Annotated in this window: 21 protein-coding genes; 17 read left to right on the top strand and 4 right to left on the bottom strand. The window is 69.1% G+C overall.

What is annotated here, in order from left to right; genetic code table 11:
• Positions 1-50 precede the first annotated feature (50 nt).
• The 4 genes from metH to ABZ098_RS19655 all read left to right on the top strand — a co-directional run bounded on the left by metH (position 51) and on the right by ABZ098_RS19655 (position 8,107).
• Positions 51-3,572: a methionine synthase gene (gene metH / locus ABZ098_RS19670; RefSeq protein ID WP_356592739.1), complete on the top strand. Its 3,522-nt coding sequence runs from the start codon at positions 51-53 to the stop codon at positions 3,570-3,572.
• A 109-nt stretch (positions 3,573-3,681) separates the two neighbouring features.
• Positions 3,682-4,380 (top strand): HAD family phosphatase, encoded by a 699-nt coding sequence (locus tag ABZ098_RS19665; protein WP_356592737.1) that lies wholly within the window; start codon positions 3,682-3,684, stop codon positions 4,378-4,380.
• 431 nt (positions 4,381-4,811) lie between these two features.
• Positions 4,812-6,416 (top strand): ABC transporter substrate-binding protein, encoded by a 1,605-nt coding sequence (locus tag ABZ098_RS19660; RefSeq protein ID WP_356592735.1) that lies wholly within the window; start codon positions 4,812-4,814, stop codon positions 6,414-6,416.
• Between the two features lie 110 nt (positions 6,417-6,526).
• Entirely contained in the window at positions 6,527-8,107 is a 1,581-nt protein-coding gene (locus tag ABZ098_RS19655; protein ID WP_356592733.1) for an ABC transporter substrate-binding protein, read from the top strand.
• Positions 8,108-8,205: 98 nt separating this feature from the next.
• On the opposite strand, the gene ABZ098_RS19650 is transcribed toward ABZ098_RS19655, so the two are convergent.
• Positions 8,206-8,877: a response regulator transcription factor gene (locus ABZ098_RS19650; RefSeq protein WP_093774523.1), complete on the bottom strand. Its 672-nt coding sequence runs from the start codon at positions 8,875-8,877 to the stop codon at positions 8,206-8,208.
• A gap of 14 nt (positions 8,878-8,891) precedes the next feature.
• The gene (locus ABZ098_RS19645; RefSeq protein ID WP_356593072.1) at positions 8,892-9,773 is read right to left on the bottom strand and encodes a RecB family exonuclease; all 882 of its coding nucleotides are present in this window, start codon (positions 9,771-9,773) and stop codon (positions 8,892-8,894) included.
• A gap of 1,122 nt (positions 9,774-10,895) precedes the next feature.
• Between ABZ098_RS19645 and ABZ098_RS19640 the strand changes: the two genes are divergently transcribed.
• The 3 genes from ABZ098_RS19640 to ABZ098_RS19630 all read left to right on the top strand — a co-directional run bounded on the left by ABZ098_RS19640 (position 10,896) and on the right by ABZ098_RS19630 (position 14,229).
• Positions 10,896-12,494: a site-2 protease family protein gene (locus tag ABZ098_RS19640; RefSeq protein WP_356592731.1), complete on the top strand. Its 1,599-nt coding sequence runs from the start codon at positions 10,896-10,898 to the stop codon at positions 12,492-12,494.
• A gap of 38 nt (positions 12,495-12,532) precedes the next feature.
• On the top strand, positions 12,533-13,435 hold the full coding sequence (locus ABZ098_RS19635; protein WP_356100130.1) for a tRNA (adenine-N1)-methyltransferase: 903 nt from the start codon (positions 12,533-12,535) through the stop codon (positions 13,433-13,435).
• Positions 13,436-13,650: 215 nt separating this feature from the next.
• Positions 13,651-14,229, top strand: coding sequence for a hypothetical protein (locus tag ABZ098_RS19630; protein ID WP_356592729.1), 579 nt, complete (start codon positions 13,651-13,653; stop codon positions 14,227-14,229).
• 57 nt (positions 14,230-14,286) lie between these two features.
• Here the strand turns inward: ABZ098_RS19630 and ABZ098_RS19625 are convergent, their stop codons facing one another.
• Positions 14,287-14,592, bottom strand: a complete 306-nt coding sequence (locus tag ABZ098_RS19625; protein ID WP_356592727.1) for a ferredoxin — start codon at positions 14,590-14,592, stop codon at positions 14,287-14,289.
• A 244-nt stretch (positions 14,593-14,836) separates the two neighbouring features.
• On the opposite strand from ABZ098_RS19625, the gene arc reads away from it, so the two are divergent.
• The 6 genes from arc to prcA all read left to right on the top strand — a co-directional run bounded on the left by arc (position 14,837) and on the right by prcA (position 21,002).
• Positions 14,837-16,603, top strand: coding sequence for a proteasome ATPase (gene arc / locus ABZ098_RS19620; RefSeq protein WP_053852485.1), 1,767 nt, complete (start codon positions 14,837-14,839; stop codon positions 16,601-16,603).
• 245 nt (positions 16,604-16,848) lie between these two features.
• Positions 16,849-18,360 (top strand): depupylase/deamidase Dop, encoded by a 1,512-nt coding sequence (gene dop / locus ABZ098_RS19615; protein ID WP_356592725.1) that lies wholly within the window; start codon positions 16,849-16,851, stop codon positions 18,358-18,360.
• A 155-nt stretch (positions 18,361-18,515) separates the two neighbouring features.
• Positions 18,516-18,734, top strand: a complete 219-nt coding sequence (locus tag ABZ098_RS19610; protein ID WP_053852487.1) for a ubiquitin-like protein Pup — start codon at positions 18,516-18,518, stop codon at positions 18,732-18,734.
• Positions 18,735-18,783: 49 nt separating this feature from the next.
• Positions 18,784-19,389, top strand: coding sequence for an endonuclease VII domain-containing protein (locus ABZ098_RS19605; RefSeq protein ID WP_356592723.1), 606 nt, complete (start codon positions 18,784-18,786; stop codon positions 19,387-19,389).
• The gene (prcB, locus tag ABZ098_RS19600) at positions 19,341-20,186 is read left to right on the top strand and encodes a proteasome subunit beta (protein WP_356592721.1); all 846 of its coding nucleotides are present in this window, start codon (positions 19,341-19,343) and stop codon (positions 20,184-20,186) included. Before ABZ098_RS19605 ends, prcB begins: the two co-directional genes overlap by 49 nt.
• A 60-nt stretch (positions 20,187-20,246) precedes the next feature.
• Positions 20,247-21,002: a proteasome subunit alpha gene (gene prcA, locus ABZ098_RS19595; RefSeq protein ID WP_356592719.1), complete on the top strand. Its 756-nt coding sequence runs from the start codon at positions 20,247-20,249 to the stop codon at positions 21,000-21,002.
• A gap of 69 nt (positions 21,003-21,071) precedes the next feature.
• Here prcA and ABZ098_RS19590 read toward each other — a convergent pair whose 3' ends face one another.
• Complete coding sequence (locus ABZ098_RS19590) at positions 21,072-22,088, bottom strand: LacI family DNA-binding transcriptional regulator (protein WP_356592717.1); 1,017 nt, start codon at positions 22,086-22,088, stop codon at positions 21,072-21,074.
• An 88-nt stretch (positions 22,089-22,176) separates the two neighbouring features.
• On the opposite strand from ABZ098_RS19590, the gene ABZ098_RS19585 reads away from it, so the two are divergent.
• The 4 genes from ABZ098_RS19585 (at position 22,177) to ABZ098_RS19570 (ending at position 26,399) form a co-directional block, all read left to right on the top strand.
• Positions 22,177-23,436 (top strand): MFS transporter, encoded by a 1,260-nt coding sequence (locus ABZ098_RS19585; protein ID WP_356592715.1) that lies wholly within the window; start codon positions 22,177-22,179, stop codon positions 23,434-23,436.
• Positions 23,437-23,445: 9 nt separating this feature from the next.
• Complete coding sequence (gene pafA, locus ABZ098_RS19580) at positions 23,446-24,807, top strand: Pup--protein ligase (protein WP_053192758.1); 1,362 nt, start codon at positions 23,446-23,448, stop codon at positions 24,805-24,807.
• 127 nt (positions 24,808-24,934) lie between these two features.
• Complete coding sequence (locus ABZ098_RS19575; RefSeq protein ID WP_356592713.1) at positions 24,935-25,939, top strand: FKBP-type peptidyl-prolyl cis-trans isomerase; 1,005 nt, start codon at positions 24,935-24,937, stop codon at positions 25,937-25,939.
• Positions 25,940-26,027: 88 nt separating this feature from the next.
• Entirely contained in the window at positions 26,028-26,399 is a 372-nt protein-coding gene (locus tag ABZ098_RS19570; RefSeq protein WP_020117713.1) for an FKBP-type peptidyl-prolyl cis-trans isomerase, read from the top strand.
• Positions 26,400-26,529: the final 130 nt, after the last annotated feature.

Here is a 26,529-nt window from a genome sequence, read left to right as displayed (position 1 = left end):
ACTCGCGGGCGCCTGAAGCCGACAGCCGTCGCAACCGAGGGAGCCCCTTCATGGCCTCGTCGCCACTGACCCCTTCCGCCGACAGCCGGACCCGTGTGTCCGCGCTCCGTGAGGCGCTCGCCACCAGAGTGGTGGTGGCCGACGGAGCGATGGGCACCATGCTCCAGGCGCAGGACCCCACGCTCGAGGACTTCGAGAACCTCGAGGGCTGCAACGAGATCCTCAACGTGACCCGCCCGGACATCGTCCGCTCCGTCCACGACGCGTACTTCGCGGTGGGCGTCGACTGCGTGGAGACCAACACCTTCGGGGCCAACCACACGGCCGCCTCGGAGTACGACATCGCCGACCGCGTGCACGAACTGTCCGAGGCGGGCGCCCGCATCGCCCGTGAGGCCGCCGACGAGCACACCGCCCGCGACGGCCGCCCGCGCTGGGTCCTGGGCTCCGTCGGCCCCGGCACCAAGCTGCCCACCCTGGGCCACATCGACTACGCCACGATCCGCGACGGCTACCAGGCCAACGTCGAGGGACTGCTTGCCGGCGGCGCCGACGCCCTGATCGTCGAGACCACCCAGGACCTGCTCCAGACGAAGGCCTCCGTGCTGGGCGCCCGTCGCGCGCTGGAGGCCACCGGCGCCGACGTGCCGCTGGTGGTCTCGATGGCGTTCGAGACCACCGGCACCATGCTGCTCGGCTCCGAGATCGGCGCCGCGCTGACCGCGCTGGAGCCGCTCGGCATCGACATGATCGGCCTGAACTGCTCGACCGGCCCGGCCGAGATGAGCGAGCACCTGCGCTACCTCGCCCGGCACTCCCGCATCCCGCTGCTGTGCATGCCGAACGCGGGCCTGCCCATCCTCACCAAGGACGGCGCCCACTTCCCGCTCGACCCCGAGGGACTGGCCGACGCCCAGGAGACCTTCGTCCGGGACTACGGCCTCTCCCTGATCGGCGGCTGCTGCGGCACCACCCCCGAGCACCTGCGCCAGGTCGTCGAGCGGGTCCGCGACCTCACGCCCGGCGAGCGCACCCCGCAGCCCGAGCCCGGCGCCGCCTCCCTCTACCAGACGGTCCCCTTCCGCCAGGACACCTCCTACCTGGCCATCGGTGAGCGCACCAACGCCAACGGCTCGAAGAAGTTCCGCGAGGCCATGCTGGAGGCACGCTGGGACGACTGCGTGGAGATGGCCCGCGAGCAGATCCGCGAGGGCGCCCACATGCTGGACCTCTGCGTGGACTACGTGGGCCGCGACGGCGTCGCCGACATGAAGGAGCTCGCCGGCCGCTTCGCCACCGCCTCCACCCTGCCGATCGTCCTGGACTCCACCGAGGTCCCCGTCATCGAGGCCGGCCTGGAGAAGCTCGGCGGCCGCGCGGTCATCAACTCCGTCAACTACGAGGACGGCGACGGGCCGGAGTCCCGCTTCGCGAAGGTCACCAAGCTCGCCCAGGAGCACGGCGCCGCGCTGATCGCGCTGACCATCGACGAGGAGGGCCAGGCCCGCACCCCCGAGAAGAAGGTCGAGATCGCCGAGCGGCTCATCGACGACCTGACCGGCAACTGGGGCATCCACGAGTCCGACATCCTCATCGACACCCTGACCTTCACCATCTGCACCGGTCAGGAGGAGTCCCGCAAGGACGGCCTCGCCACCATCGAGGCGATCCGCGAACTCAAGCGCCGCCACCCGGACGTCCAGACCACCCTCGGCCTGTCCAACATCTCCTTCGGCCTCAACCCGGCCGCCCGCATCCTGCTCAACTCGGTCTTCCTCGACGAGTGCGTCAAGGCGGGCCTGGACTCGGCGATCGTCCACGCGTCGAAGATCCTCCCCATCGCCCGCTTCAGCGAGGAGGAGGTCCAGACCGCCCTCGACCTCATCTACGACCGCCGCGCCGAGGGCTACGACCCCCTCCAGAAGCTGATGGCCCTGTTCGAGGGCGCCACCGCCAAGTCCCTCAAGGCCGGCAAGGCCGAGGAACTGGCCGCCCTCCCCCTGGAGGAGCGCCTCAAGCGCCGCATCATCGACGGCGAGAAGAACGGCCTGGAGGCCGACCTCGACGCGGCCCTCCAGGACCGCCCCGCCCTCGACATCGTCAACGACACCCTCCTGGACGGCATGAAGGTCGTCGGCGAGCTCTTCGGCTCCGGCCAGATGCAGCTGCCGTTCGTCCTCCAGTCCGCCGAGGTCATGAAGACCGCGGTCGCCTATCTCGAACCGCACATGGAGAAGGTCGAGGGCGACGAGGCCGGCAAGGGCACCATCGTGCTCGCCACCGTCCGCGGAGACGTCCACGACATCGGCAAGAACCTCGTCGACATCATCCTGTCCAACAACGGCTACAACGTGGTCAACCTCGGCATCAAGCAGCCGGTCTCCGCGATCCTGGACGCCGCCGCCGAGCACCGCGCCGACGTCATCGGCATGTCGGGGCTCCTGGTCAAGTCCACGGTGATCATGAAGGAGAACCTGGAGGAGCTCAACCAGCGCGGCCTCGCCGCCGAGTTCCCGGTCATCCTCGGCGGAGCCGCGCTGACGAGGGCGTACGTCGAACAGGATCTCCACGAGATCTACGAGGGCGAAGTCCGCTACGCCCGCGACGCGTTCGAGGGACTGCGCCTCATGGACGCCCTCATCGGCGTCAAGCGGGGCGTGCCCGGCGCCAAGCTGCCCGAGCTCAAGCAGCGCCGGGTGCGCGCCAGTGCCGTGACCGTCGAGGAGGAGCGGCCCGAGGAGGGGCACGTCCGCTCCGACGTGGCCACCGACAACCCGGTGCCCACGCCGCCGTTCTGGGACACCCGCGTGATCAAGGGCATCCAGCTCAAGGAGTACGCCTCCTGGCTCGACGAGGGCGCCCTGTTCAAGGGCCAGTGGGGGCTCAAGCAGGCCCGCACCGGTGAGGGACCGACGTACGAGGAGCTCGTCGAGACCGACGGCAGGCCCCGGCTGCGCGGCCTGCTCGACAAGCTCCAGACCGAGAACCTCCTCGAAGCGGCCGTCGTCTACGGCTACTTCCCGTGCGTGTCCAAGGACGACGACCTGATCATCCTGGACGAGCAGGGCAACGAGCGCACCCGCTTCACCTTCCCGCGCCAGCGCCGCGGCCGCAGGCTCTGCCTCGCCGACTTCTTCCGCCCCGAGGAGTCGGGGGAGACCGACGTGGTCGGCCTCCAGGTCGTCACCGTCGGCTCGCGCATCGGGGAGCAGACCGCCAAGCTCTTCGAGTCCAACGCCTACCGCGACTACCTCGAACTGCACGGCCTGTCCGTCCAGTTGGCCGAGGCGCTAGCCGAGTACTGGCACGCGCGCGTGCGTTCCGAGCTCGGCTTCGCGGGCGAGGACCCGGCCGACGTCGAAGACATGTTCGCCCTGAAGTATCGGGGCGCCCGCTTCTCCCTCGGCTACGGCGCCTGCCCCAACCTGGAGGACCGGGCCAAGATCGCCGACCTCCTCCAGCCCGAGCGCATCGGCGTCCACCTCAGCGAGGAGTTCCAGCTCCACCCCGAGCAGTCCACCGACGCGATCGTCATCCACCACCCGGAGGCGAAGTACTTCAACGCCCGCTGAGGTCTCTCACTCAGCACGCTGATCGGATAAGTCGTACACTGGTCGGTCCACCGCAGGCCGGTTCCCTTCGTGGGAACCGGCCTGCTCGTCCCTTCAAGGAGGTACGTGGATGACCAGCACGGTCCCCGCGCCATTGACCCGTACGGCAGACGGCTCCGCCCTCCAGGCCGTCCTCCTCGACATGGACGGCACCCTGGTGGACACCGAGGGCTTCTGGTGGGACGTCGAGGTCGAGGTCTTCGCCGGTCTCGGCCACGCCCTCGACGACTCCTGGCGCCATGTCGTGGTCGGCGGCCCCATGACCCGCAGCGCCGGCTTCCTGATCGAGGCCACCGGCGCCGACATCACCCTCGCCGAGCTCACCGTCCTGCTCAACCAGGGCTTCGAGGACCGTATCGGCCGCTCCCTGCCCCTGATGCCCGGTGCCACCCGGCTGCTGGCCGAACTGTCCGCGCACCGGGTCCCCACCGCCCTGGTCTCCGCCTCGCACCGGCGGATCATCGACCGGGTCCTCGACTCCCTCGGGCCGCAGCACTTCGCCCTCACCGTCGCCGGCGACGAGGTGCCGCGCACCAAGCCGTACCCCGACCCGTACCTGTTCGCCGCCGCCGGACTAGGCGCGGACCCGGCCAGATGCGCGGTCGTCGAGGACACCGCGACCGGTGTCGCCGCCGCCGAGGCCGCCGGCTGCCAGGTCGTTGCGGTGCCGTCCGTGGCCCCCATCCCCGCGGCCCCCGGCCGCACGGTCGTCGGCTCGCTCGAAGAGGTCGACCTGACATTTCTGCGCGGGTTGATCACTCTTCGATGACGGAAATGCCTCGGGTGTTCACCGAGCGTGCAGCGCGCATAACGCGGTAATTCCCCAGAGCCCTGTCGCCGAATTGAAAGCGCGCCGGACGGCTGAATTCCAGCCCGTCGGCGCCCCCTTACGGGTGTGAGGTTCCCCACTCGACCGCCCCTCGACAGTCGGTCGAGGCTGTGCCGGACACCCCGCCGTAAGGGCCGCGGGCGCGTCCATGTGTCCCGATTGATGAAACCCTGCACCAATCCTTCCCCTGGCGGGCTTTCGGTGTGTCCGCACCCGGTTTCACTGCGTGATGGAAGCCCAACTCCGGTGGCAGCGAGCCCTCCTGCAAGCTCGGACTAACCTCCTGGTGAGAACATCGCCCTAACCCCGTGACCCGCCGCGCCACCCTTGCATGCCGGGTACACGGACTGAAGCTCTGGAGAAACTCGAGCATGAACCGCAAGACTTTGGTGCTGCCGGCCGTCATAGGTCTGCTCGCGCCGGTGCTCGCCGCCTGCGGCGGGTCCGACAGCGGCAGCGGCGGGGGCGACGCGATCGCCGTCGGCACCACGGACCGGTTCACCGCCACGAAGGACGCTCCGGCCCCGCTCGACCCCGCCTACGCCTACGACGTCGGCACCTGGAACGTCCTGCGCCAGACCGTGCAGACCCTGATGATCCAGCCCAAGGGCGAGGGCGACCCCGTACCCGAGGCCGCCCAGTCCTGCGGCTTCAGCGACAGCGGCAACGAACGCTACGTCTGCACCCTGCGCGACGGCCTGAAGTTCGCGAACGGCGACGCCGTCACCGCGGCCGACGTGAAGTACTCCATCGACCGCGCCCGCGCCATCAAGGCCGACTCCGGCGTCTTCGCCCTGCTGTCCACCATCGACACCGTCGAGACCAAGGGCGAGCGCGAGGTCATCTTCCACCTCAAGACCGCCGACGCCACCTTCCCGTACAAGCTGTCGACCCCGGTCGCCGGCATCGTCAACCCCGACGACTACGCGAAGAACAAGCTCCGCGACGGCTTCGACGTCGACGGCTCCGGCCCGTACACCATGAAGGCCGACGTCAAGAACGACGAGCTCGTCGACGCCGAGTTCACCAAGAACCCCCACTACAAGGGGGCGTTGACGGTGAACAACGACAAGGTCGAACTGCGCTCCTACACGGACGCCGACGCCATGGGCACCGCCCTCGAGAAGGGCGACATCGACCTCATCACCCGCACCATGTCGCCCCAGCAGATCCGGAAGCTGTCGAACGAGTCCGGCGGCGACGTCGACCTCGTCGAGATGGCCGGCCTGGAGATCCGCTACCTCGCCTTCAACACCGACGCCCCGGCCGTGAAGTCCCGTGCCGTGCGCCAGGCGATGGCCCAGGTCATCAACCGCAGCGAGCTCGTCTCCAAGGTCTACGGCACCCAGGCCGAGCCGCTGTTCTCGCTGGTCCCGGCCACCATCACCGGCCACTCCAACTCCTTCTTCAACAAGTACGGCGACCCGAGCGTCAGCAAGGCCAAGGCGCTGCTGGCGCAGGCCGACATCACCACCCCGGTGAAGCTGACCCTCCACTACACGACCGACCACTACGGCTCGGCCACCAAGGAGGAGTTCGAGGACCTCCAGAAGCAGCTCAACGCCAGCGGGCTCTTCGACATCACCATCAAGGGCGCCCCCTGGTCCACCTTCCGCCCCGCGGAGCAGAAGGGCCAGTACGACGTCTACGGCATGGGCTGGTTCCCGGACTTCCCGGACCCCGACAACTACCTCGCCCCGTTCCTCGACAAGGACAACTTCCTCGGATCGCCCTACTCCAACAGCGAGATCCGCAACACCCTGATCCCGGACTCCCGCCGCGAGGCCGACCGCCTCGCCGCGTCCGGAAGCCTGACCGAGATCCAGGACATCGTCGCCAAGGACGTCCCCGTACTGCCGCTGTGGCAGGGCAAGCAGTACGTCGCCGCCCGCGACGACGTCACGGGCAGCGCCTACGCCCTCAACTCCTCGTCGACGCTGCAGCTTTGGGAACTCGGCAAGGGCGTGAGCGGCTGACCGGCCGCTCGTCACACGGCGTGAGCGGTTGACCACCGGCACGCCTCCTTCGACCCGGGCCCGAGCGGACGGGCCCGGGATTCCACAAGAATCGACGACAAGGCACTCGCGTGAACAAGCGCATCCAGTGGCAGGTCCTGCCCATCGTGGCGGGGCTGGCCTCCGGTCTGCTGACCGGCTGCGGCACGGAGTCGGGGGACTCCGGTTCCGGCGGCTCCTCCGTGGTCATGGGGATGTCCGACGACGTCCTGGCCACCGACCCGGCCTCCGGATACGACCCCGGCTCCTGGATGTTGTTCAACAACGTCTTCCAGTCGCTGCTCAGCTTCCCCAAGGGCGGCACGGAACCGGAGCCGGACGCCGCCCAGAGCTGCGAGTTCACGGACACCCGGACCCAGGTGTACGAGTGCACCCTCAAGACCGGCCTCAAGTTCAGCAACGGTGACGCGCTCACCTCCGAGGACGTCAAGTTCTCCTTCGACCGCATGCTGAAGATCAACGACGACGCCGGTCCCGCGATCATGTTCCCGATGCTCGACAAGGTCGAGACCCCGGACGACAAGACCGTCGTCTTCAGGCTCAACACCCCCGACGCGACCTTCCCGAGCAAGATCGCCTCCGGCGCAGGCTCGATCGTCGACCACAGGCAGTACGACGCCGGCAAACTCCGCGAGGACGGCAAGGCGGTCGGCTCCGGCCCCTACCAGCTCGACTCGTTCGACGACGACCAGGCCGTGTTCTCCGTCAACGAGAACTACAAGGGCACCGCCGAGCCCCAGAACCCCGGCGTCACGCTGAAGTTCTTCCACGGCGACCAGGCCGCCCTGAAGACCGCCCTGTCCGGCGACAAGATCGACATCGCCTACCGCGGTCTGAGCGCGGGCGACATCGCCGACATCGAGAACGCCGCGCCCGACTCCGGCGTCGAGGTCGTCGAGGGCACCAGCGCCGAGGTCCAGCACCTCGTCTTCAACATGGACGACCCGGTCGCGGGACAGCTCGGCGTCCGCAAGGCCATCGCCCACCTCCTCGACCGCGAAGCCCTCATCCACGACGTCTACCAGGGCACCGCGACCCCGCTGTACTCGATCGTCCCGGCCGGTATCGCGGGCCACAACACGGCCTTCTTCGACACCTACGGCGCCCAGCCCTCCCGGTCCAAGGCCGCGGCCGCCCTCGCCGACGAGGGCATCACCGGCAAGGTGAAGCTGACCCTGTGGTCGACGCCGTCCCGCTACGGCCCGGCCACCGACCAGGAACTCAAGACGATCGCCGAGCAGCTCAACGCCAGCGGGCTGTTCGCCGCCGACGTCAAGTCCGTGGCCTTCGACCAGTACGAGAAGGACATCGCCGCCGGCAAGTACGGCGTCTACGTGAAGGGCTGGGTGCCCGACTACCCGGACGCCGACAACTTCACGGCCCCCTTCTTCGGCAAGGGCAACGTGCTGGACAACAACTACAGCAACAACAAGATCACCGGCTCGCTCATCCCCGAGACCGCCGCCCAGCCGGACCGCTCCGCGACGGACGACCACTTCGGCACGCTCCAGGACCTCGTCGCCCAGGACGTCCCCGTCCTTCCGGTCTGGCAGGCCAAGCAGTACGCCGTCGTCCGCGACGACGTCTACGGCCTGGAGTACTGCCTCGACGCCTCCACCGTGTTCCGCTTCTGGGAGCTCAGCAAGGGCTGATCCGGACGGCGAGCGCTGATCCGGCGCCGCACACACGAAGAGGGCGCCCCAGTCAGGTGGGGACGCCCTCTTCGCTCTTCGTACCGTCGATGCTCCCGCTACTGCGCGCCGGGCCGCACCAGACCGCTCTCGTACGCGTACACCGCGGCCTGCACCCGGTCCCGCAGCCCCAGCTTCGTCAGGACATGACCGACATGCGTCTTCACGGTGGTCTCGCTGACGAACAGATCCGCTGCGATCTCCGCGTTCGACAGCCCGCGCGCCACCAGCTTCAGCACCTCGACCTCGCGGTCGGTGAGCGTGTGCAGCGTGTCCGGCACCGGCTCGTCACCGGACGGCAGATGCGTGGCGTACTTGTCGAGCAGCCGGCGCGTGATGCTCGGCGCGAGCATCGCCTCGCCCGCGGCCACCACCCGGATCGCCTGCACGAGCTCGTTGGCCGGGGCGTCCTTGAGCAGGAACCCGCTGGCCCCCGCCCGCAGCGCCTCCACCACGTACTCGTCGAGGTCGAACGTCGTCAGCACCAGCACCTTGGCCGGACCGTCCCGACCGGGACCGGTGATCTGCCGGGTCGCCTCCACACCGTCCATCCGCGGCATACGGATGTCCATCAGGACCACGTCGGGCTGCAACGCCCGCACCTGGTCGATAGCCTGAAGGCCGTCTCCGGCCTCGCCCACGACCGCGATGTCCTGCTCGGCCTCCAGAATCATCCGGAACCCGGTACGCAGCAGCGGCTGGTCGTCGACCAGTAGGACGCGGATGGCCACGTAAGTCTCCTTCGCTAGTCCGGCCCCATTCTGCCCTGCTCGCCGGTCGCGGACTTCACCGGCAGGGGGTAGGGCGGGGGAGTGCCGCCGAACTCCGGGCAGTGCTCCTGGTGGTCGCACCAGCCGCACAGCTTGGTGGGACGCGGACGCCATTCGCCCGACTCGGTGGCCTGCCGGATCGCCTCCCACAACGCCAGCAGCTTGCGCTCGACCCGCTCCAGGTCGGCGAGGACCGGGTCGTAGGTCAGGACGTCACCGCTGCCGAGGTAGACGAGCTGGAGCCGGCGCGGGATCACGTTCTTCAGCCGCCACACCACCAGGGCGTAGAACTTCATCTGGAACAGCGCGCCCTCGGCGTACTCGGGCCGGGGCGCCTTGCCGGTCTTGTAGTCGACGATCCGCACCTCGCCGGTCGGCGCCACGTCGACCCGGTCGATGATCCCGCGCAGCCGCAGTCCCGAGTCCAGCTCCGCCTCGACGAACAACTCCCGCTCGGCGGGCTCCAGACGCGTCGGATCCTCCAGCGTGAACCACCGCTCGACCAGTTGCTCCGCCTCAGCGAGCCACGTGGCGAGCCGCTCACCGTCCGGATCGTCGGCGAACAGCTCCAGCACCTCCGGCCGGCTCTCCCGGAGCCGGTCCCACTGACCGGGGATCAGCGACTTGGCCGCCGGCGCGGTCCGCTCCCCGGCCGGGGCGTCGAAGAGCCGCTCCAGCACCGAGTGCACGAGCGTCCCCCGGGTCGCCGCCGCACTCGGCTTCTCCGGCAGCCGGTCGATCACCCGGAACCGGTACAGCAGCGGACACTGCATGAAGTCGTTGGCACGGGAAGGGGACAGGGAAGCGGGCGCGGCCGTCCCGCCGGCCCGGGACCCGCCCCCGGCACCTGTCACCACCCCTGCCTCGACCACCGCCGACGCGATCTCGGCACCGACCGCGTCCGCCGTCGGCAGATCATTGACGGCGACGTCGTTGTCCGACTGCCCGACGGGGGCTGCCGTGGGCGTGCTCCGGGCGTCGGCCGCTTCGGCCGCCCCAGGACGGTCGGCGGAGGTGTGCACGTCCTGCTGCCCGTCCGGGACCGCCGTGGGCGTGGTGGCGACGGCTGCGTCCGGTTCCTCAGCCGTCTCGGGCCGGGCTGCGAGCGCGGCTTCGGCGGCCCGGGGGCGGTCGGCGGAGGTGTGCACGTCCTGCTGCCCGTCCGGGACCGCCGTGGGCGTGGTGGCGACGGCTGCGTCCGGTTTTTTAGCTGTCTCGGGCCGGGCTGCGAGCGCGGCTTCGGCGGCCCCGGGGCGGTCGGCGGACGTGTCCCCGCCCTCCTGCCCGTCCGCGACCTGCGTAGGCGTGGTCCCGGCGTCGGCCCTGTCCGGTGCCTCAGCCGTCCCGGCGGCCCCCTCCGTGAGCAACGCTTCGGTCGCTCCCGTGGCCGCGAGGGCGTCCCTGCCTCCGTGGCCGACCGCATTCGCCGTAGGCCCGGTCCCGGCGCCGACTGGGTCCGGTTCCTCAGCCGCCCCGGGTCGCGCCGTGAATGCTGCTTCGGTCGCCCGGGGGCCGTCGACGGACGCGTCCCCGCGTTGCTGCCCCGCCTGGACCGCTGTCTCGGCGCCGGCTGGGTCCGGTTCCTCAGCCGTCCCGGGTCGCGCCGTGGACGCCGCTTCGGTCGCCCGGGGGCCGTCGACGGACGCGTCCCCGCCCTCTTGCGCGACCGCGCCCCCCGTAGGCCCGGTCCCGGCGCCGACCGCGTCCGGTTCCCCAGCCGTCCCGGGGCGCGCCGCGGTCGCCGCTTCCGCTGCGGTCGGGTCGTCGGTGGCGGCCTCGGCCACGCCCTCCGTGCTCGTCTCCATGACCACAGACCATACGGGCCGCCACTGACAGTGACCCATTCGCGGCCGTGACCGCCGTGAGCCCCGAGGAGACACGGGGGTGCCGGGGCGGAACGCGCCGCGACCGCCGCATACCATCGACCCGAGACCCTTCCGCACGGCATACGCGGAAGACGCTTCGAACGAGGGGACATCGTGGACGAGAGCGGCGGCAGCGGGCAGCCGCGGCCCGGTACGGACCGGCCGGCCAAGCCCCACACAGGGCCCACGGCCCAGACCACCGACCCCACGACCCCCGACCAGCACGACCACGGTTCCCGGGCGGCCACCTCGCCCACCAGCCCCGCCACCGAGGTCCCCGACGTCGGCGGTGCGACCGAAGCCACGACCGACGGCACCCCCGCCGCGCCACAGCCGACCGCCGGCGACAACGCCGCCCAGGACCCACCGACGCCGGACGACACCGACACCGGTACCGGGAACGCCCCGCACGCTCCCGCCCCCGGCGAGCACGCCGACACGACACCCCCGGCACCCACCGACCTGCGGAAACCCGCAGCGCCCCACGACCCCCACCCCGCCGACGAGCACCGCACCCTCGCCCACTCCGGCGCCCCCAAGAACCGCCCGCCCCAGTCCCCCCAGCCGCGCGGCGGACTGCTGATGGGCCGTCCCTTCGGCGTGCCCGTCTACGTCGCCCCGAGCTGGTTCCTCGTCGCCGCGCTCATCACGTGGGTGTTCGGCGGCCAACTGGAGCGCGTGCTGCCCGAACTCGGCGCCGCCCGCTACCTCGTCTCCCTCTTCTTCGCGGTCGCCTTCTACGCCTCCGTCCTGGTCCACGAACTGGCCCACACCGTCGCGGCACTGCGCTTCAAGCTCCCCGTCCGCCGCATCCAGCTTCAGTTCTTCGGTGGCGTCTCCGAGATCGAGAAAGAAGCCGAGACCCCCGGCCGGGAGTTCGTGCTCGCCTTCGTCGGCCCGCTGCTCTCCCTGGTCCTCGCCGGCCTCTTCTACCTCGCCATGCAGCCCGTCGAACCCGGCACCGTCCCCGGCGTCCTGCTCGCCGGCCTGATGGTCTCCAACCTCATCGTGGCCGCCTTCAACCTCCTGCCCGGCCTCCCCCTCGACGGCGGCCGCATGCTCCGCGCCGTCGTCTGGAAGATCACCGGCAGGCCCATGAGCGGCACCATCGCCGCCGCCTGGGTCGGCCGCGCCCTCGCCGTCTGCGTCCTCATCGGCCTCCCGCTGCTCACCCAGTCCGGAGCCCTCGGCTCCTCCGCCGAGGACAACGTCGGCATGGACACCGTGATGGACGCCCTGCTCGCCGCGATCCTCGCCGCGATCATCTGGACCGGCGCCGGCAACAGCCTGCGCATGGCACGCCTGCGCGAACACCTCCCCGAACTGCGCGCCCGCACCCTCACCCGCCGCGCGGTCCCCGTCGAGACCGACACCCCCCTGTCCGAGGCCCTGCGCCGCGCCAACGACGCCGGCGCCCGCGCCCTGGTCGTCGTCGACGCCGAGGGCACCCCGCTCTCCCTCGTCCGCGAGGCCGCCATCGTCGGCGTACCGGAACACCGCCGCCCGTGGGTCGCCGTCAGCGGCCTCGCCCAGGACCTCACCGACGGCATGCGCGTCTCCGCCGAACTCGCGGGGGAGGACCTGCTGGACACCCTCCGCGCGACCCCCGCCACCGAATACCTCGTCGTCGAGGAGACCGGCGAGATCTACGGCGTCCTGTCCGCGGCCGACGTGGAGCGGGCCTTCGTGAAGGCCATGGCCAGACCCTCCTAGTGGTCAGCGGCCCCTCCGCGGACCGGTAGGCTGTTCACATGTCCGAACCGACCGGTGCCGCCCGCAGGCGCGGGCCCTTCAAGGTCGGGGACCAGGTTCAGCTCACCGACCCCAAGGGCCGCCACTACACGTTCACGCTCGAAGAGGGAAAGAACTTCCACACCCACAAGGGTTCCTTCCCGCACGACGAGCTGATCGGCGCCCCCGAGGGCAGCGTTGTCCGCACCACCGGTAACGTCGCGTACCTCGCGCTGCGCCCCCTGCTCCCCGACTACGTCCTGTCCATGCCCCGCGGCGCCGCCGTGGTCTACCCCAAGGACGCGGGGCAGATCCTCGCCTTCGCCGACATCTTCCCCGGCGCCCGCGTCGTGGAGGCCGGCGTCGGCTCCGGCTCGCTCAGCAGCTTCCTGCTGCGCGCCATCGGCGATCAGGGAATGCTGCACTCCTACGAGCGCCGCGAGGACTTCGCCGAGATCGCCCAGCAGAACGTGGAACGCTACTTCGGCGGCCCGCACCCCGCCTGGCAGCTCACCGTGGGCGACCTCCAGGACAACCTGTCCGACGCCGACGTCGACCGCGTCATCCTCGACATGCTCGCCCCCTGGGAATGCCTGGAGGCGGTCTCCAAGGCACTCGTGCCCGGCGGCATCCTGTGCTGCTACGTGGCCACCACCACCCAGCTCGCCCGGACCGTCGAGTCCATCCGCGAGATCGGCTCCTTCAACGAGCCGACGTCCTGGGAGACGATGATCCGCAACTGGCACGTGGAAGGCCTGGCCGTCCGCCCGGACCACCGCATGATCGGCCACACCGGCTTCCTCCTCACCGCTCGTCGCCTCGCCGACGGGGTCGAGCCCCCCATGCGCCGCCGCCGCCCCGCCAAGGGCGCCTACGGCGAGGACTACACCGGCCCCAACGCCGACGGCGGCTCCGGCCGCTGAGACGGCCCCGTGCCGCAGCCAACGTACAGGCGCCGGGGTGGAGTTCCCGCAGACCAGCGGAACTCCACCCCGGCGCCTCCGCGTTGAAGGAGCGACAGAGACCTGCGGTTGGCAAACCCGCACGAGTACCCACCCCGCCGTTCCCCCGACCTGTGACGTGTGGCACCATGCTGGCCACCCCCCCACCGGCACAGCCCTCACAGGAGACGCTCCTAGTGCAGCAATCCGCCGTCCCGGAACTGGCACACACCCACACCCGCCCCATCCACTGGGTCGCCACCGCCACCGCCGTGGCAGGAGTCGTGGCCCTCTCCTCCGTCCTGCAGCCCAACCCCGCGACGGCGGCGCAGGCGGCCGGCCCCGGAGCCAGACCCGCCCCGGTGGTCACGACGGCGCCCGACCCCGCGGACGTCCACTTCCCGATCGACTGCGGCCCGGTCAAGGCGAAGGTGCAGAAGAAGGTCTCCGGAGACCTCGACGGCGACGGACGGCCGGAAACAGTCGTCGTGGTGCACTGCGACGCCCCCATGGGCACCCCGCCCGACGCCGTCTACGTCATCACACACGCGAAGGACACCGGCGAACCCCGCGTCGTCGCCACCCTGCTGAGCCCGAAGACCCGCAACACCGTCACCGACTTCACGCTGAGCGACGGCGCCGTCCTCGCGACCCTGCTCGGCTACTCCACGTCCGACGTACCCAGTTGCTGCCCGGACGTGAAGGACGAGGCGAAGTGGCAGTGGAAGGACGGCTCGTTCATCCGCTCGACACCCGCGGGCACGCACACCGTCTGACCGAAGCGATCACATCTGTGAGAAATCAGACAGCCATCACGCAGGGTGTCTTTCCGGTCACTCTGCGTCCGGACCGTAGATCTCGACGCTGTCCGAAACCCGACGTACATGGATGCACTCGCCCGGACACTCCTTGGCCGAGTCGACCACATCGGTGAGAAGCGGCAGCGGTACGGGCGTTGTGGCGCCCTTGTCCTGCAGAAGCTGCTCGTCCGCGCCCTTCACATAGGCCAGACCGTCGATGTCCAGCTCGAACACCTCCGGCGCGTACTGCGCGCAGATGCCGTCACCGGTACAGAGGTCCTGATCGATCCAGACCTCCAGGGTCTCGCCGCCGGCCCCGACCTCCTGCTGCACTCTCATCTCTCCTGCCGTTTATGCGTCGAGCCGAACGGGAATCCGGCCAGCTCTGACGGGTGTTGAACACTTCGACCCTACCTTCGGCAGCTTTCCAATCTTGTTCGGTGGGTATTCCCCTGGCGTGAGGGAGAGCGCAAGGGTGAAGATCGGACACACCTCGACAGTCTTTGTGATCTAGGGGTTTCAATCGACACCCACCCAGGTAGGGTCTGGAAGCGTCCAGCTCCCCTTGGAGGAGGTGAGGACCGTGGCAGCCCACGACGACGACATGAACCGCGGCATCCGCCCGGGACGAGGGTCCGACGACCCGTCCGGGCAGATTGCCTACCTTGAGCAGGAGATCGCCGTCCTGCGACGCAAGCTCGCCGACTCTCCGCGACACACGAGGATTCTCGAAGAGCGGATCGTCGAGCTGCAGACCAACCTGGCCGGCGTGTCCGCCCAGAACGAGCGACTCGCCAACACGCTCCGTGAGGCCCGCGACCAGATCGTGGCCCTCAAGGAGGAGGTCGACCGGCTCGCACAGCCACCGGCCGGCTTCGGCGTCTTCCTCGAAGCGAACGAGGACGGCACCGCCGACATCTTCACCGGCGGCCGCAAACTGCGGGTGAACGTCAGCCCCAGCGTCGAACTCGAAGAGCTCCGGCGCGGCCAGGAAGTGATGCTCAACGAAGCGCTCAACGTGGTCGAAGCCATGGAGTTCGAGCGCGTCGGGGACATCGTCACCCTCAAGGAGATCCTCGAGGACGGCGAACGCGCCCTGGTGCTCGGGCACACCGACGAGGAACGGGTGGTACGGCTCGCCGAGCCGCTGCTGGACGTCACCATCCGACCCGGCGACGCCCTGCTGCTCGAACCCCGATCCGGCTACGTCTACGAGATCGTTCCCAAGAGCGAGGTCGAAGAACTCGTCCTCGAAGAGGTCCCCGACATCGGCTACGAGCAGATCGGCGGACTCGGCGGCCAGATCGAGGCCATCCGGGACGCCGTCGAGCTCCCGTACCTCTACCCGGACCTGTTCAAGGAGCACGAACTGCGGCCGCCCAAGGGCGTCCTGCTCTACGGACCCCCCGGATGCGGCAAGACGCTCATCGCCAAGGCCGTCGCCAACTCGCTGGCCAAGAAGGTCGCCGAGGTCACCGGCCAGGCCACCGGCAAGAGCTTCTTCCTCAACATCAAGGGACCCGAGCTCCTCAACAAGTACGTCGGCGAGACCGAGCGGCAGATCCGCCTCGTCTTCCAGCGTGCTCGTGAGAAGGCCAGCGAGGGCACACCCGTCATCGTCTTCTTCGACGAGATGGAGTCCCTCTTCCGCACCCGCGGCTCCGGCGTCAGCTCCGACGTCGAGAACACCATCGTCCCGCAGCTCCTCGCCGAGATCGACGGCGTCGAAGGCCTGCAGAACGTGGTCGTCATCGGTGCCTCCAACCGCGAGGACATGATCGACCCCGCCATCCTGCGCCCCGGCCGGCTCGACGTGAAGATCAAGATCGAGCGGCCGGACGCCGAAGCCGCCAAGGACATCTTCGGCAAGTACCTCACCGAGCGCCTCCCCCTGCACTCCGACGACCTCGGCGAGCACGGCGGCAGCAAGGCCACCACCGTCCAGAGCATGATCCAGACGGCCGTGGAACACATGTACGCCGAATCCGAGGAAAACCGCTTCCTGGAAGTCACCTACGCCAACGGAGACAAGGAAGTCCTCTACTTCAAGGACTTCAACTCCGGCGCCATGATCGAGAACATCGTCGGCCGCGCCAAGAAGATGGCGATCAAGGACTTCCTCGACCACAACCAGAAGGGTCTCCGCGTCTCCCACCTCCTCCAGGCCTGCGTGGACGAGTTCAAGGAGAACGAGGACCTGCCCAACACCACCAACCCGGACGACTGGGCCCGTATTTCCGGCAAGAAGGGCGAGCGGATCGTCTACATCCGCACCCTCATCACCGGAAAGCAGGGCGCCGACACCGGACGCTCCATCGACACGGTGGCGAACACCGGTCAGTACCTGTAAAGACAGGGCGGCTGCGGGTGCCCTCGACGGGGTACCCGCAGCCGACTGTTTTTCAGGCAACTAACCGGAACAAAGGCGAGCAAGGCAATGACGCAAATGATCTCCCCACCAGCGCAGAGCCGTTCTAGGCTCTTCGGTACCGCCGAGTCGCGCAGTGCGGGGACGGGCACCGCACACGCACCGGAGCGCCAGCGGTACTTGAGCGCCGCCCCCGACCGAGGGCGCCGCCGGGCAAGGAGGGCCGCATGACCGTACGGCGAGTAATGGGCATCGAGACGGAGTACGGGATCTCCGTCCCCGGCCACCCCAACGCCAATGCCATGCTCACCTCATCCCAGATCGTCAACGCCTACGCGGCGGCGATGCACCGGGCCCGCCGGGCCCGCTGGGACTTCGAGGAGGAGAATCCGCTGCGGGACGCGCGGGGCTTCGACCTCGCCCGCGAAGCCGCCGACTCCAGCCAGCTCACCGACGAGGACATCGGCCTCGCCAACGTCATCCTCACCAACGGTGCACGGCTCTACGTCGACCACGCACACCCCGAATACAGCGCCCCCGAGGTGACCAACCCCCGCGACGCCGTCCTGTGGGACAAGGCCGGCGAACGCATCATGGCCGAGGCCGCCGAGCGGGCCGCCCAGCTCCCCGGCGCCCAGCCCATCCACCTCTACAAGAACAACACCGACAACAAGGGCGCCTCCTACGGCACGCACGAGAACTACCTGATGAAGCGGGAAACCCCCTTCTCGGACATCGTGCGCCACCTCACGCCCTTCTTCGTCTCCCGGCAGGTCGTCACCGGCGCCGGCCGCGTCGGCATCGGCCAGGACGGCCACGAACACGGCTTCCAGCTCAGCCAGCGCGCCGACTACTTCGAGGTCGAGGTAGGCCTCGAGACCACCCTCAAGCGCCCCATCATCAACACCCGCGACGAACCCCACGCCGACGCCGAGAAGTACCGCCGCCTCCACGTGATCATCGGCGACGCGAACCTCTCGGAGATCTCCACCTACCTGAAGCTCGGCACCACGGCCCTGGTCCTGTCCATGATCGAGGACGGCTTCATCGCCGTCGACCTCGCCGTCGACCAGCCCGTCCGCACTCTCCACCAGGTCTCCCACGACCCGACGCTCCAGCGCCTGGTCACCCTACGCAGTGGCCGCACACTCACCGCGGTCCAGCTCCAGATGGAGTACTACGAACTCTCCCGCAAGTACGTCGAGGAACGCTTCGGCGCCGACGCGGACGACCAGACCAAGGACGTCCTGGCCCGCTGGGAGGACACCCTCAACCGCCTGGAGAACGACCCCATGAGCCTCGCCGGCGAGCTCGACTGGGTCGCCAAGCGGGAACTCATGGAGGGCTACCGGCGCCGTGACGACCTCGACTGGGACGCCGCCAAGCTGCACCTCCTGGACCTCCAGTACGCCGACGTACGGGCCGACAAGGGCCTCTACAACCGTCTCGCGGCCCGCGGCCGCATCAAGCGCCTGCTCGACGAGGACGAGGTCGAGCGGGCCCGCACCAAGCCCCCGGAGGACACCCGCGCGTACTTCCGCGGCCGCTGCCTGGAGCAGTACGCCGACGACGTCGCCGCGGCCTCCTGGGACTCGGTGATCTTCGACCTCCCGGGCCGGGACTCGCTCCAGCGGGTCCCAACCCTCGAACCGCTTCGCGGAACGCGAAATCACGTCAAGGAGCTCCTGGACCGCTGCCGCACGGCAGAAGACCTGGTCAGGGTGTTGTCGGGAGGCTGAGCGGGTCCTTGGGCCGGGCGTTCCGACAGGGTGGAAAACCCGGCCAGAGGGAATCATCGAGATGGCCCCCGTACGTTGTAAGAACTGCGGGGCCGATGTCAGACCCTGCTTGTAGGGTCTGATCAAGAACGTCGAACCGAGCGGGGTGAGGGGTTATGGCGACCAAGGACACCGGCGGCGGACAGCAGAAGGCCACCCGCAACACCGAGGAGGTCGAGGAGCAGACTGCGGAAGCGCAGGGTTCCGAGGACCTCAAGGAGCGCCAGGAGAAGCTGAGCGACGACGTCGACTCCGTCCTGGACGAGATTGATGACGTACTCGAGGAAAATGCCGAGGATTTCGTGCGCTCCTTCGTGCAAAAGGGTGGAGAGTAAAGGCCGATTGGCCAGTCTTCCTTTGAAGTGAAGGTTGCGGGGGAGCTGGGTGGCTGAGGAGCTCGACGCCAAGGAATGCAGGAAGTGCGGCCGGGATCTGCCTCTTGCGGCCTTCGCGCGTGACAGGAATCGGCGTGACGGCCTTCAGGTGCACTGCCGGGAGTGCGTGGCGGAGTACAGCGCCGCGCACTACCGGCGGCGCCGGGAGGCCGTGGGTAAGTCGGTTCGGGAGCATGTGGATGTTCCGGACGGACACAAGCTCTGTCGCACGTGCGGTGAGGTCAAGCCGCACGGCGACTGGCATCGAAATGCCAGTGCGTCCGACGGCCTGTCGACACGCTGCAAGGCGTGTCGGTCGATCCAGGGGCGCCAGGACCATCTGATGCGTCAGTACGGCATCACCGAAGCCGAGCGTGATGAGTTGCTCGCCTCTCAAGGGGGCGTCTGCTGCATATGTTTGTCGGCTCTGCCGGAGCATGTGGATCACTGCCACAAGACGGGTAGGGTCCGAGGCGTACTGTGCTTCAGCTGCAATGCCGCACTGGGGCAGTTCAAGGATCGGCCCGATGCCATAAGGCGGGCTGCTGCTTACGTGGAAGGAATCGCGTGGAAGCCAACACTCGTAGCACCGGGCGTCTACCAGCTGCCTTCCTGACGCCTGGGTCGTCGTCCTTCATGGACTTCCTGTCCGAGCATCAGCCGGAGATGCTGCCGGGGAACCGGCAACTGCCGCCCACGCAGGGCGTGATCGAGGCGCCGCATGGGACGACCATCGTCGCCGTCACGTTCCCCGGGGGCGTCGTGCTCGCCGGTGACCGTCGGGCGACCATGGGGAACGTCATCGCCCAGCGGGACATCGAGAAGGTGTTCCCGGCCGACGAGTACTCGGCCGTCGGGATCGCCGGCACCGCCGGCCTCGCGGTGGAGATGGTGAAGCTGTTCCAGTTGGAGCTGGAGCACTTCGAGAAGGTCGAGGGCGCCCAGCTGTCGCTGGAGGGCAAGGCGAACCGGCTGTCCACGATGATCCGTTCCAACCTGGGCATGGCGATGCAGGGGCTAGCCGTGGTGCCGCTGTTCGCGGGGTACGACGTCGATCGTGAGAAGGGGCGGATCTTCTCCTACGACGTGACCGGCGGCCGTTCCGAGGAGCACAACTTCGCCGCCACCGGCTCGGGCTCGATCTTCGCGCGCGGTGCCATGAAGAAGCTCTTCCGCAACGACCTGACCGTGGAGGAGGCCACCACCCTCGTGGTGCAGGCCCTGTACGACGCGGCTGACGACGACTCGGCGACCGGTGGTCCCGATGTCGCCCGCCGGATCTACCCGATCGTCACCGTGATCACCGAGGACGGCTTCCGTCGGCTCACCGACGAGGAGTCCTCCGAGATCGCCCGTTCGATTCTCGAGCGGCGCCTTGAGCAGCCCGACGGCCCGCGGGCCGCGCTGCTGTAGGCGCCTGCCGTCTTGTTCGAGGTGATCGCAGTGACTTCCACAGAAAGGGACGGATAACCGGTGTCGACGCCGTTCTATGTTTCTCCCCAGCAGGCGATGGCCGACCGGGCGGAGTACGCCCGCAAGGGCATCGCCCGTGGTCGCAGCCTGGTCGTGCTGCAGTACGCCGACGGCATCGTGTTCGTCGGCGAGAATCCGTCCCGCGCGCTGCACAAGTTCAGCGAGATCTACGACCGGATCGGCTTCGCGGCCGCCGGCAAGTACAACGAGTACGAGAACCTGCGGATCGGTGGCGTCCGGTATGCCGATCTTCGTGGTTACACCTATGACCGTGACGACGTGACCGCGCGCGGTCTCGCCAACGTCTACGCCCAGACGCTGGGCACGATCTTCTCCTCGGCCGGTGAGAAGCCGTACGAGGTGGAGCTGGTCGTGGCCGAGGTGGGTGAGACGCCGGACGGCGACCAGATCTACCGGCTGCCGCACGACGGTTCCATCGTGGACGAGCACGGCTCGGTGGCGGTGGGTGGCAACGCGGAGACGATCAGCAGCTATCTGGACCAGCGTCATCAGGACGGTATGAGCCTGGCGGAGGCGCTGAAGCTGGCCGTGCAGGCGTTGTCCCGGGACACGAACGGCAGTGAGCGGGAGATCCCGGCGGAGCGGCTGGAGGTCGCGGTGCTGGACCGTACGCGTCCGCAGCAGCGCAAGTTCAAGCGCATCGTGGGGCGGCAGCTCGGCCGGTTGCTGGAGGCCGGCGGTGCGTCCACCGAGGCGGAGAGCGCGGACGAGGCGGAGGACTCCGGGAAGGAGTAGCCCGTCCGTCCTGCCTGATCCTCACCCTTTCTGTGCCCCGGCCGATTTTCCGGCCGGGGCACAGGGCGTTCACGGGGCGCTGGGGGGCGCTGTGGAGCCTCGTACGACCAACTCGACGGGGATGTCGCCTGCCTCGGGTGTGCGGCCCTCCAGGACCGCCAGCAGGGCCTGCATGCCGCGTTCGCCGAACAGTTCGGCGTCGAGTCGTACGGTCGTGAGCTCGGGGTCGATGGCGGTGGCGAGGGCGAGGTCGTCGAGGCCGGTGACGGAGATGTCGTCGGGGACGCGCAGGCCGAGTCGTCGTACGGCCTTGTAGGCGCCGGCGGCGAGTTTGTCGTCGTCGCAGACCAGGGCGGTGGGGCGGGGGCCGGGGGCGGCGAGGGCGGCCTCGGCTGCGGTCAGGGCGCCGTCGATGGAGATGGGGGCGCGGGCCGTGCGGACGGAGGTGCCGGGGACCGCGTCGAGCTGGGTGGCCAGTTCGCGTGCGCGTACCTCGAAGGTCCAGGAGGGGACGTCGGCGGCGAGGTGCAGGAAGCGGCGGTGGCCGAGGTCCAGGAGGTGGGCGGCGACCTGGCGGACGCCGTCGGCGATGTCGAGGTTGACGATGGCGGCGCCGAGGCTGCCGGAGGGGTCGCTGTCGAGCATCACGAGGGGGAGCTGGTCGCCGCGGATGGCGGTGAGGGCGTCGGCGGCCATGGAGGAGGCGATGACGCCGTCCAGGGCGGCCTGGGCGGAGGCGAAGGGGTCGCGGGCGGGGCCGATGCCCTCGGGGGAGGGGTACAGGACGACGCCGAAGCCGTTCTCGGCGGCGACGCGTGCGGCGCCGGTGTAGACGCCGGCGAAGAACTCCGTGGTGAGGGCGGGGACGACGAGGAGGACGGTGCGGGTGTGGCCGAGGCGGAGGTTGCGGGCGGCGAGGTTGGGGCGGTAGCCGAGGTCGCGGGCGGCTTCCCGGACGCGTTCGGCGGTGGTCTCGGAGACGCGGCCGCGCCATTTGTCGCCGAGGACGAGTGAGACGGCGGCCTGGGAGACTCCGGCCGCCTGGGCGACGTCGCGGCTGGTCGGTCGCGTGCTGCTGCGTGCCACCGTGGGTCCGCTCCTTCGTCTGGACGTCCGAACAGCGCACATGGTACGTATGGGAGCGGACGTTATACGTATGACTTGGAGGCGGGACATGGCCGCGGGATACCTGGAGATCCTCAGGGCGAGGCATGCGGCGCGCCTGCTGACGGGGACGCTGGTGGGGCGGCTGCCGAACGCCACCGCGGCGATCGCGATCGTGCTGTTCGTCCGGGCGGAGGGCGGTACGTACAGCCTCGCCGGGGCTCTCGCGGCCGTCTACGGGGTGGCCAACGCCGTGGGGCAGCCGGTGCTCGGGCGGCTCGTCGACCTGCACGGCCAGCCGCGGGTGCAGCTCCCGTCCGCCGTGGTGTCGGCCCTCGCGATGGCCCTGTTCGCCTTCACCGGCACCGATCCGCTCCCGCTCGCCTACGTGGCCGTGGCGGCCGCGGGGCTCTTCACGCCGCCCCTGGAGGGCGGCCTCCGGGCGCTGTGGCCGAGCGTGCTGCGCCGGGAGGACCAGGTGCACACGGCGTACGCCATGGACGCGGTGGCGCAGGAAGTCATGTTCACCGTGGGGCCGTTGCTGGTGACGCTGTGCGTGTCGCTGTGGTCGGCGCAGGCGGCGCTGGTGGTGCTGAACGTCGTCGGGGTCCTCGGGGCTTTGTCGGTGGTCGTGTCGCCGCCCTCGCGCGCGTGGCGGTCCGGGCCGCGTGAGGCGCACTGGCTGGGTGCGCTGCGCTCGTCCGGACTCCTGGCGCTGCTCGGCGCCTTCCTGTTCGTCGGGATCGCGCTCGGGTCCATCACGGTCGCCTCGGTGCCGTACGCGGACGAGCACGGCGGGGACGCGGTGTACGGCTGGCTGATGGCCGGGATCGGTCTCGGGGCCCTGGTGGGCGGCACGGTGTACGGGGCCCGGCAGTGGGCCGGTGAGCCCGCGCGGCGACTGCAGGTGCTGGTGGGCTTCCTGGCGGTGTGTTATCTCCCGCTGACGCTGATGCCGGGCGCGGTCGCCATGACGCTGCTGATGGTCCTCGCGGGTGTGTTCCTGGCGCCCGTGATCGCCTGCGCGTTCGTCCTGGTCGACCGGCACGCGCCGGCCGGGACGGTCACAGAGGCGTTCTCCTGGATCGTGACGACGTTCACCGTGGGCGCCTCGGTCGGAACGGGGCTCGCGGGCCCGGTCGTCGAGGGCGGCGGGGCCCTGTGGGGCTTCGCCGTGCCGGCTGTCGCGGGGGGTGTCTCACTGGTGGTCCTGCTGGCCACCGGACGGGTCCTCGCAGCTCCCGCGCGGCAGGGGGTGCTTGCGGCTTCATCGGAAAATGATCCAAACCGTGCGGCCGAACCCCGTTTCAGCTCGGGGGATCGGGCGTAATGTTCAGTCATGGACCGCCGCATTTTCGGGCTGGAGAACGAGTACGGCGTCACGTGTACGTTCAGGGGACAGCGACGCCTGTCTCCCGACGAGGTGGCGCGGTACCTCTTCCGCCGTGTCGTGTCATGGGGCCGCAGCAGCAATGTCTTTCTGCGAAACGGCGCACGCCTCTATCTCGACGTGGGCTCACATCCGGAATACGCGACACCCGAATGTGACAACGTGACCGAACTGGTCACCCACGACAAAGCGGGCGAGCGCATTCTCGAAGGACTCCTGGTGGACGCCGAACGACGCCTGCACGAGGAAGGAATCGCGGGCGACGTCTACCTCTTCAAGAACAACACGGACTCGGCCGGCAACTCCTACGGCTGCCACGAGAACTATCTCGTCGCACGCCACGGGGAGTTCTCCCGGCTCGCGGACATTCTCATTCCGTTCCTGGTCACCAGGCAGCTTCTCTGCGGTGCCGGCAAGGTGCTGCAGACCCCGCGGGGCGCGGTGTACTGCGTCAGCCAGCGCGCCGAGCACATCTGGGAGGGCGTCTCCTCGGCGACGACCCGCTCCCGGCCGATCATCAACACCCGCGACGAACCGCACGCGGACGCCGAGCGCTACCGTCGTCTGCACGTCATCGTGGGCGACTCGAACATGTCCGAGACGACCATGCTGCTGAAGGTCGGCGCGACCGACCTGGTGCTGCGCATGATCGAGGCGGGCACCGTCATGCGTGACCTGACCCTGGAGAACCCGATCCGGGCCATCCGCGAGGTCAGCCACGACATCACCGGCCGGCGCAAGGTACGTCTGGCCAGCGGCCGGGAGGCCTCCGCGCTGGAGGTGCAGCGCGAGTACTACGAGAAGGCCGTGGACTTCTGCGAGCGCCGGGGCATCCGCACCGGAACCGTGGAGCAGGTCCTGGAGCTGTGGGGCCGTACGCTGGACTCGATCGAGGCGGAGGACCTCGACCGGATCGGCACCGAGATCGACTGGGTCATGAAGTACAAGCTCATCGAGCGGTACCGGGCCAAGCACAACATGACCATGTCCCACCCGCGGGTCGCGCAGATAGACCTCGCGTATCACGACATCCACCGCCGTCGTGGGCTCTACTACCTTCTGGAGAAGAAGGGGCAAGCCGCCCGGATCTGCAACGACTTGAAGATCTTCGAGGGCAAGTCCGTTCCGCCGCAGACCACTCGGGCCCGGCTGCGCGGTGACTTCATCCGCAGGGCCCAGGAACAGCGCCGGGACTTCACCGTCGACTGGGTCCACCTCAAGCTCAACGACCAGGCACAGCGCACCGTGTTGTGCAAGGACCCGTTCCGATCGGTCGACGACCGGGTGGAGAAACTGATCGCCGGAATGTGAGCGAAGCGTTCCGCGTCACCGCCGGAACGCAACACGGGCGCCGTACGTTTCCCGTACGGCGCCCTTCGCACGCCGTAGAGTTGCGCGCACGCCATCAACAAGATCGACCGATTACGAGGCCCCCACCGTGCGCCGACGCTCACTTCTCATCGCCGTTCCCGCAGGACTGGCCACTCTCGCCGCATGCGGTGACGAAAAGTCCGACTCGAGCAAGGCGAGCGACAGTGCGTCGCCCTCGGCGTCTTCCTCGGCCTCCCAGGCGCCGCCGCCGAAGATCGTCGACGGTCCGCTGCCGGCGATCACGGCGGGCAGGAAGTTCGGTGAGAAGCCGACGGTCGCCAAGGGCAGCGGGGACCCGTCGAAGGACCTCGCGGTCAAGACGCTCATCGCGGGCGGTGGCACCACCATCGCCGAGGGCGACTACATCCAGGCCCACTACCTGGGCCAGGTGTGGAACACGGCCAAGGTCTTCGACAACTCCTACGACCGCAAGACGGCGCTGGTCATCCAGCTCGCGCAGAACAGCATCATCGACGGCTGGCGGTACGCCCTGACGGGCAAGAAGGCCGGCAGCCGGGTCCAGATGGCCGTCCCGCCCACCTGGGGGTACGGCAAGGAGGGCAACGCGCAGGCGGGCATCAAGGGCACCGACACGCTGGTGTTCGTCGTCGACGTGCAGGCCACGTTCAACGCGAAGAGCTCCGCCAAGGGCAAGAACGTCGCGCAGGCTGACGCCAAGCTGCCCAAGGTGGGCACCAACACCGACGGCAAGGCCCCCTCGATCGAGATTCCCAAGGCGGACGCGCCGACCAAGCTGGTGGCGGAATACGTCATCGAGGGCGACGGCGACGAGGTCGCGGCCGACAGCACGCTGCTCGTGCAGTACAAGGGCGTGGTGTGGGACTCCGGCAAGGAGTTCGACTCGACGTACAAGCGGGGGCAGCTGGCGTCGTTCTCGCTCCAGCAGGTCGTCAAGGGCTGGGCGCAGGGTCTGACCGGCAAGAAGGTCGGCAGCCGGGTGCTGATCTCCATTCCGCCGAAGCTGGGTTACGGCGACAACCCGCCGGCCGGCAGCGGTATCGAGAAGGACTCCACGCTGGTCTTCACCGTGGACATCCTCGCGAAGATGTGACGCACGGGGGACATGCGCGCAGGTCCTCGCGGCGGGGATGTAAGACTGGTCCCTGTTGCCTTTCCGTGAACAAGCAGGAGCGAGTGACGTGAGCATCGACAAGCCCGAGATCGACTTCCCGGGCGGCGAGCCCCCGGCGGACCTGGAGATCAAGGACATCTGGGAGGGCGACGGCGAGGTTGCGCAGGCCGGCCAGACCGTCACCGTCCACTACGTGGGCGTGGCCTTCAGCACCGGCGAGGAGTTCGACGCGAGCTGGAACCGCGGTCAGCCGTTCCGCTTCCCGCTGGGCGGCGGCCGGGTCATCAAGGGCTGGGACCAGGGTGTGCAGGGCATGAAGGTCGGCGGCCGTCGCCAGCTGACCATCCCCGCCCACCTCGCCTACGGCAACCAGAGCCCCACTCCGGCGATCAAGCCCGGTGAGACCCTGATCTTCGTGGTCGACCTCCTCGGCGTCTGATCGTCGTACCGGAGTCACCGAGAAGTCGTTAAAAGATCGCGTCACGGTCTGATCGCCGTGCGGCATCCGACCGGACCTGATCGACCAGGGCCCATGCCTGTCCGGGCATGGGCCCTCGGCTTTTGCCCTG

It is taken from the genome of Streptomyces sp. NPDC006335 (genome assembly GCF_040612795.1).
Classification (GTDB): Bacteria; Actinomycetota; Actinomycetes; order Streptomycetales; family Streptomycetaceae; genus Streptomyces.
Note: the sequence above shows the minus strand (reverse complement) of the source record. Positions and strands in the feature narration are given on the sequence as shown.

Excerpts from the sequence above, each read along its gene's own strand:
- metH (WP_356592739.1), top strand. The coding sequence starts at position 51 with ATGGCCTCGTCGCCACTGACCCCTTCCGCCGACAGCCGGACCCGTGTG.
- ABZ098_RS19665 (WP_356592737.1), top strand. The coding sequence starts at position 3,682 with ATGACCAGCACGGTCCCCGCGCCATTGACCCGTACGGCAGACGGCTCC.
- ABZ098_RS19660 (WP_356592735.1), top strand. The coding sequence starts at position 4,812 with ATGAACCGCAAGACTTTGGTGCTGCCGGCCGTCATAGGTCTGCTCGCG.
- ABZ098_RS19635 (WP_356100130.1), top strand. The coding sequence starts at position 12,533 with ATGTCCGAACCGACCGGTGCCGCCCGCAGGCGCGGGCCCTTCAAGGTC.
- ABZ098_RS19625 (WP_356592727.1), bottom strand. The coding sequence starts at position 14,592 with ATGAGAGTGCAGCAGGAGGTCGGGGCCGGCGGCGAGACCCTGGAGGTC.
- dop (WP_356592725.1), top strand. The coding sequence starts at position 16,849 with ATGACCGTACGGCGAGTAATGGGCATCGAGACGGAGTACGGGATCTCC.
- ABZ098_RS19610 (WP_053852487.1), top strand. The coding sequence starts at position 18,516 with ATGGCGACCAAGGACACCGGCGGCGGACAGCAGAAGGCCACCCGCAAC.
- ABZ098_RS19585 (WP_356592715.1), top strand. The coding sequence starts at position 22,177 with ATGGCCGCGGGATACCTGGAGATCCTCAGGGCGAGGCATGCGGCGCGC.
- pafA (WP_053192758.1), top strand. The coding sequence starts at position 23,446 with ATGGACCGCCGCATTTTCGGGCTGGAGAACGAGTACGGCGTCACGTGT.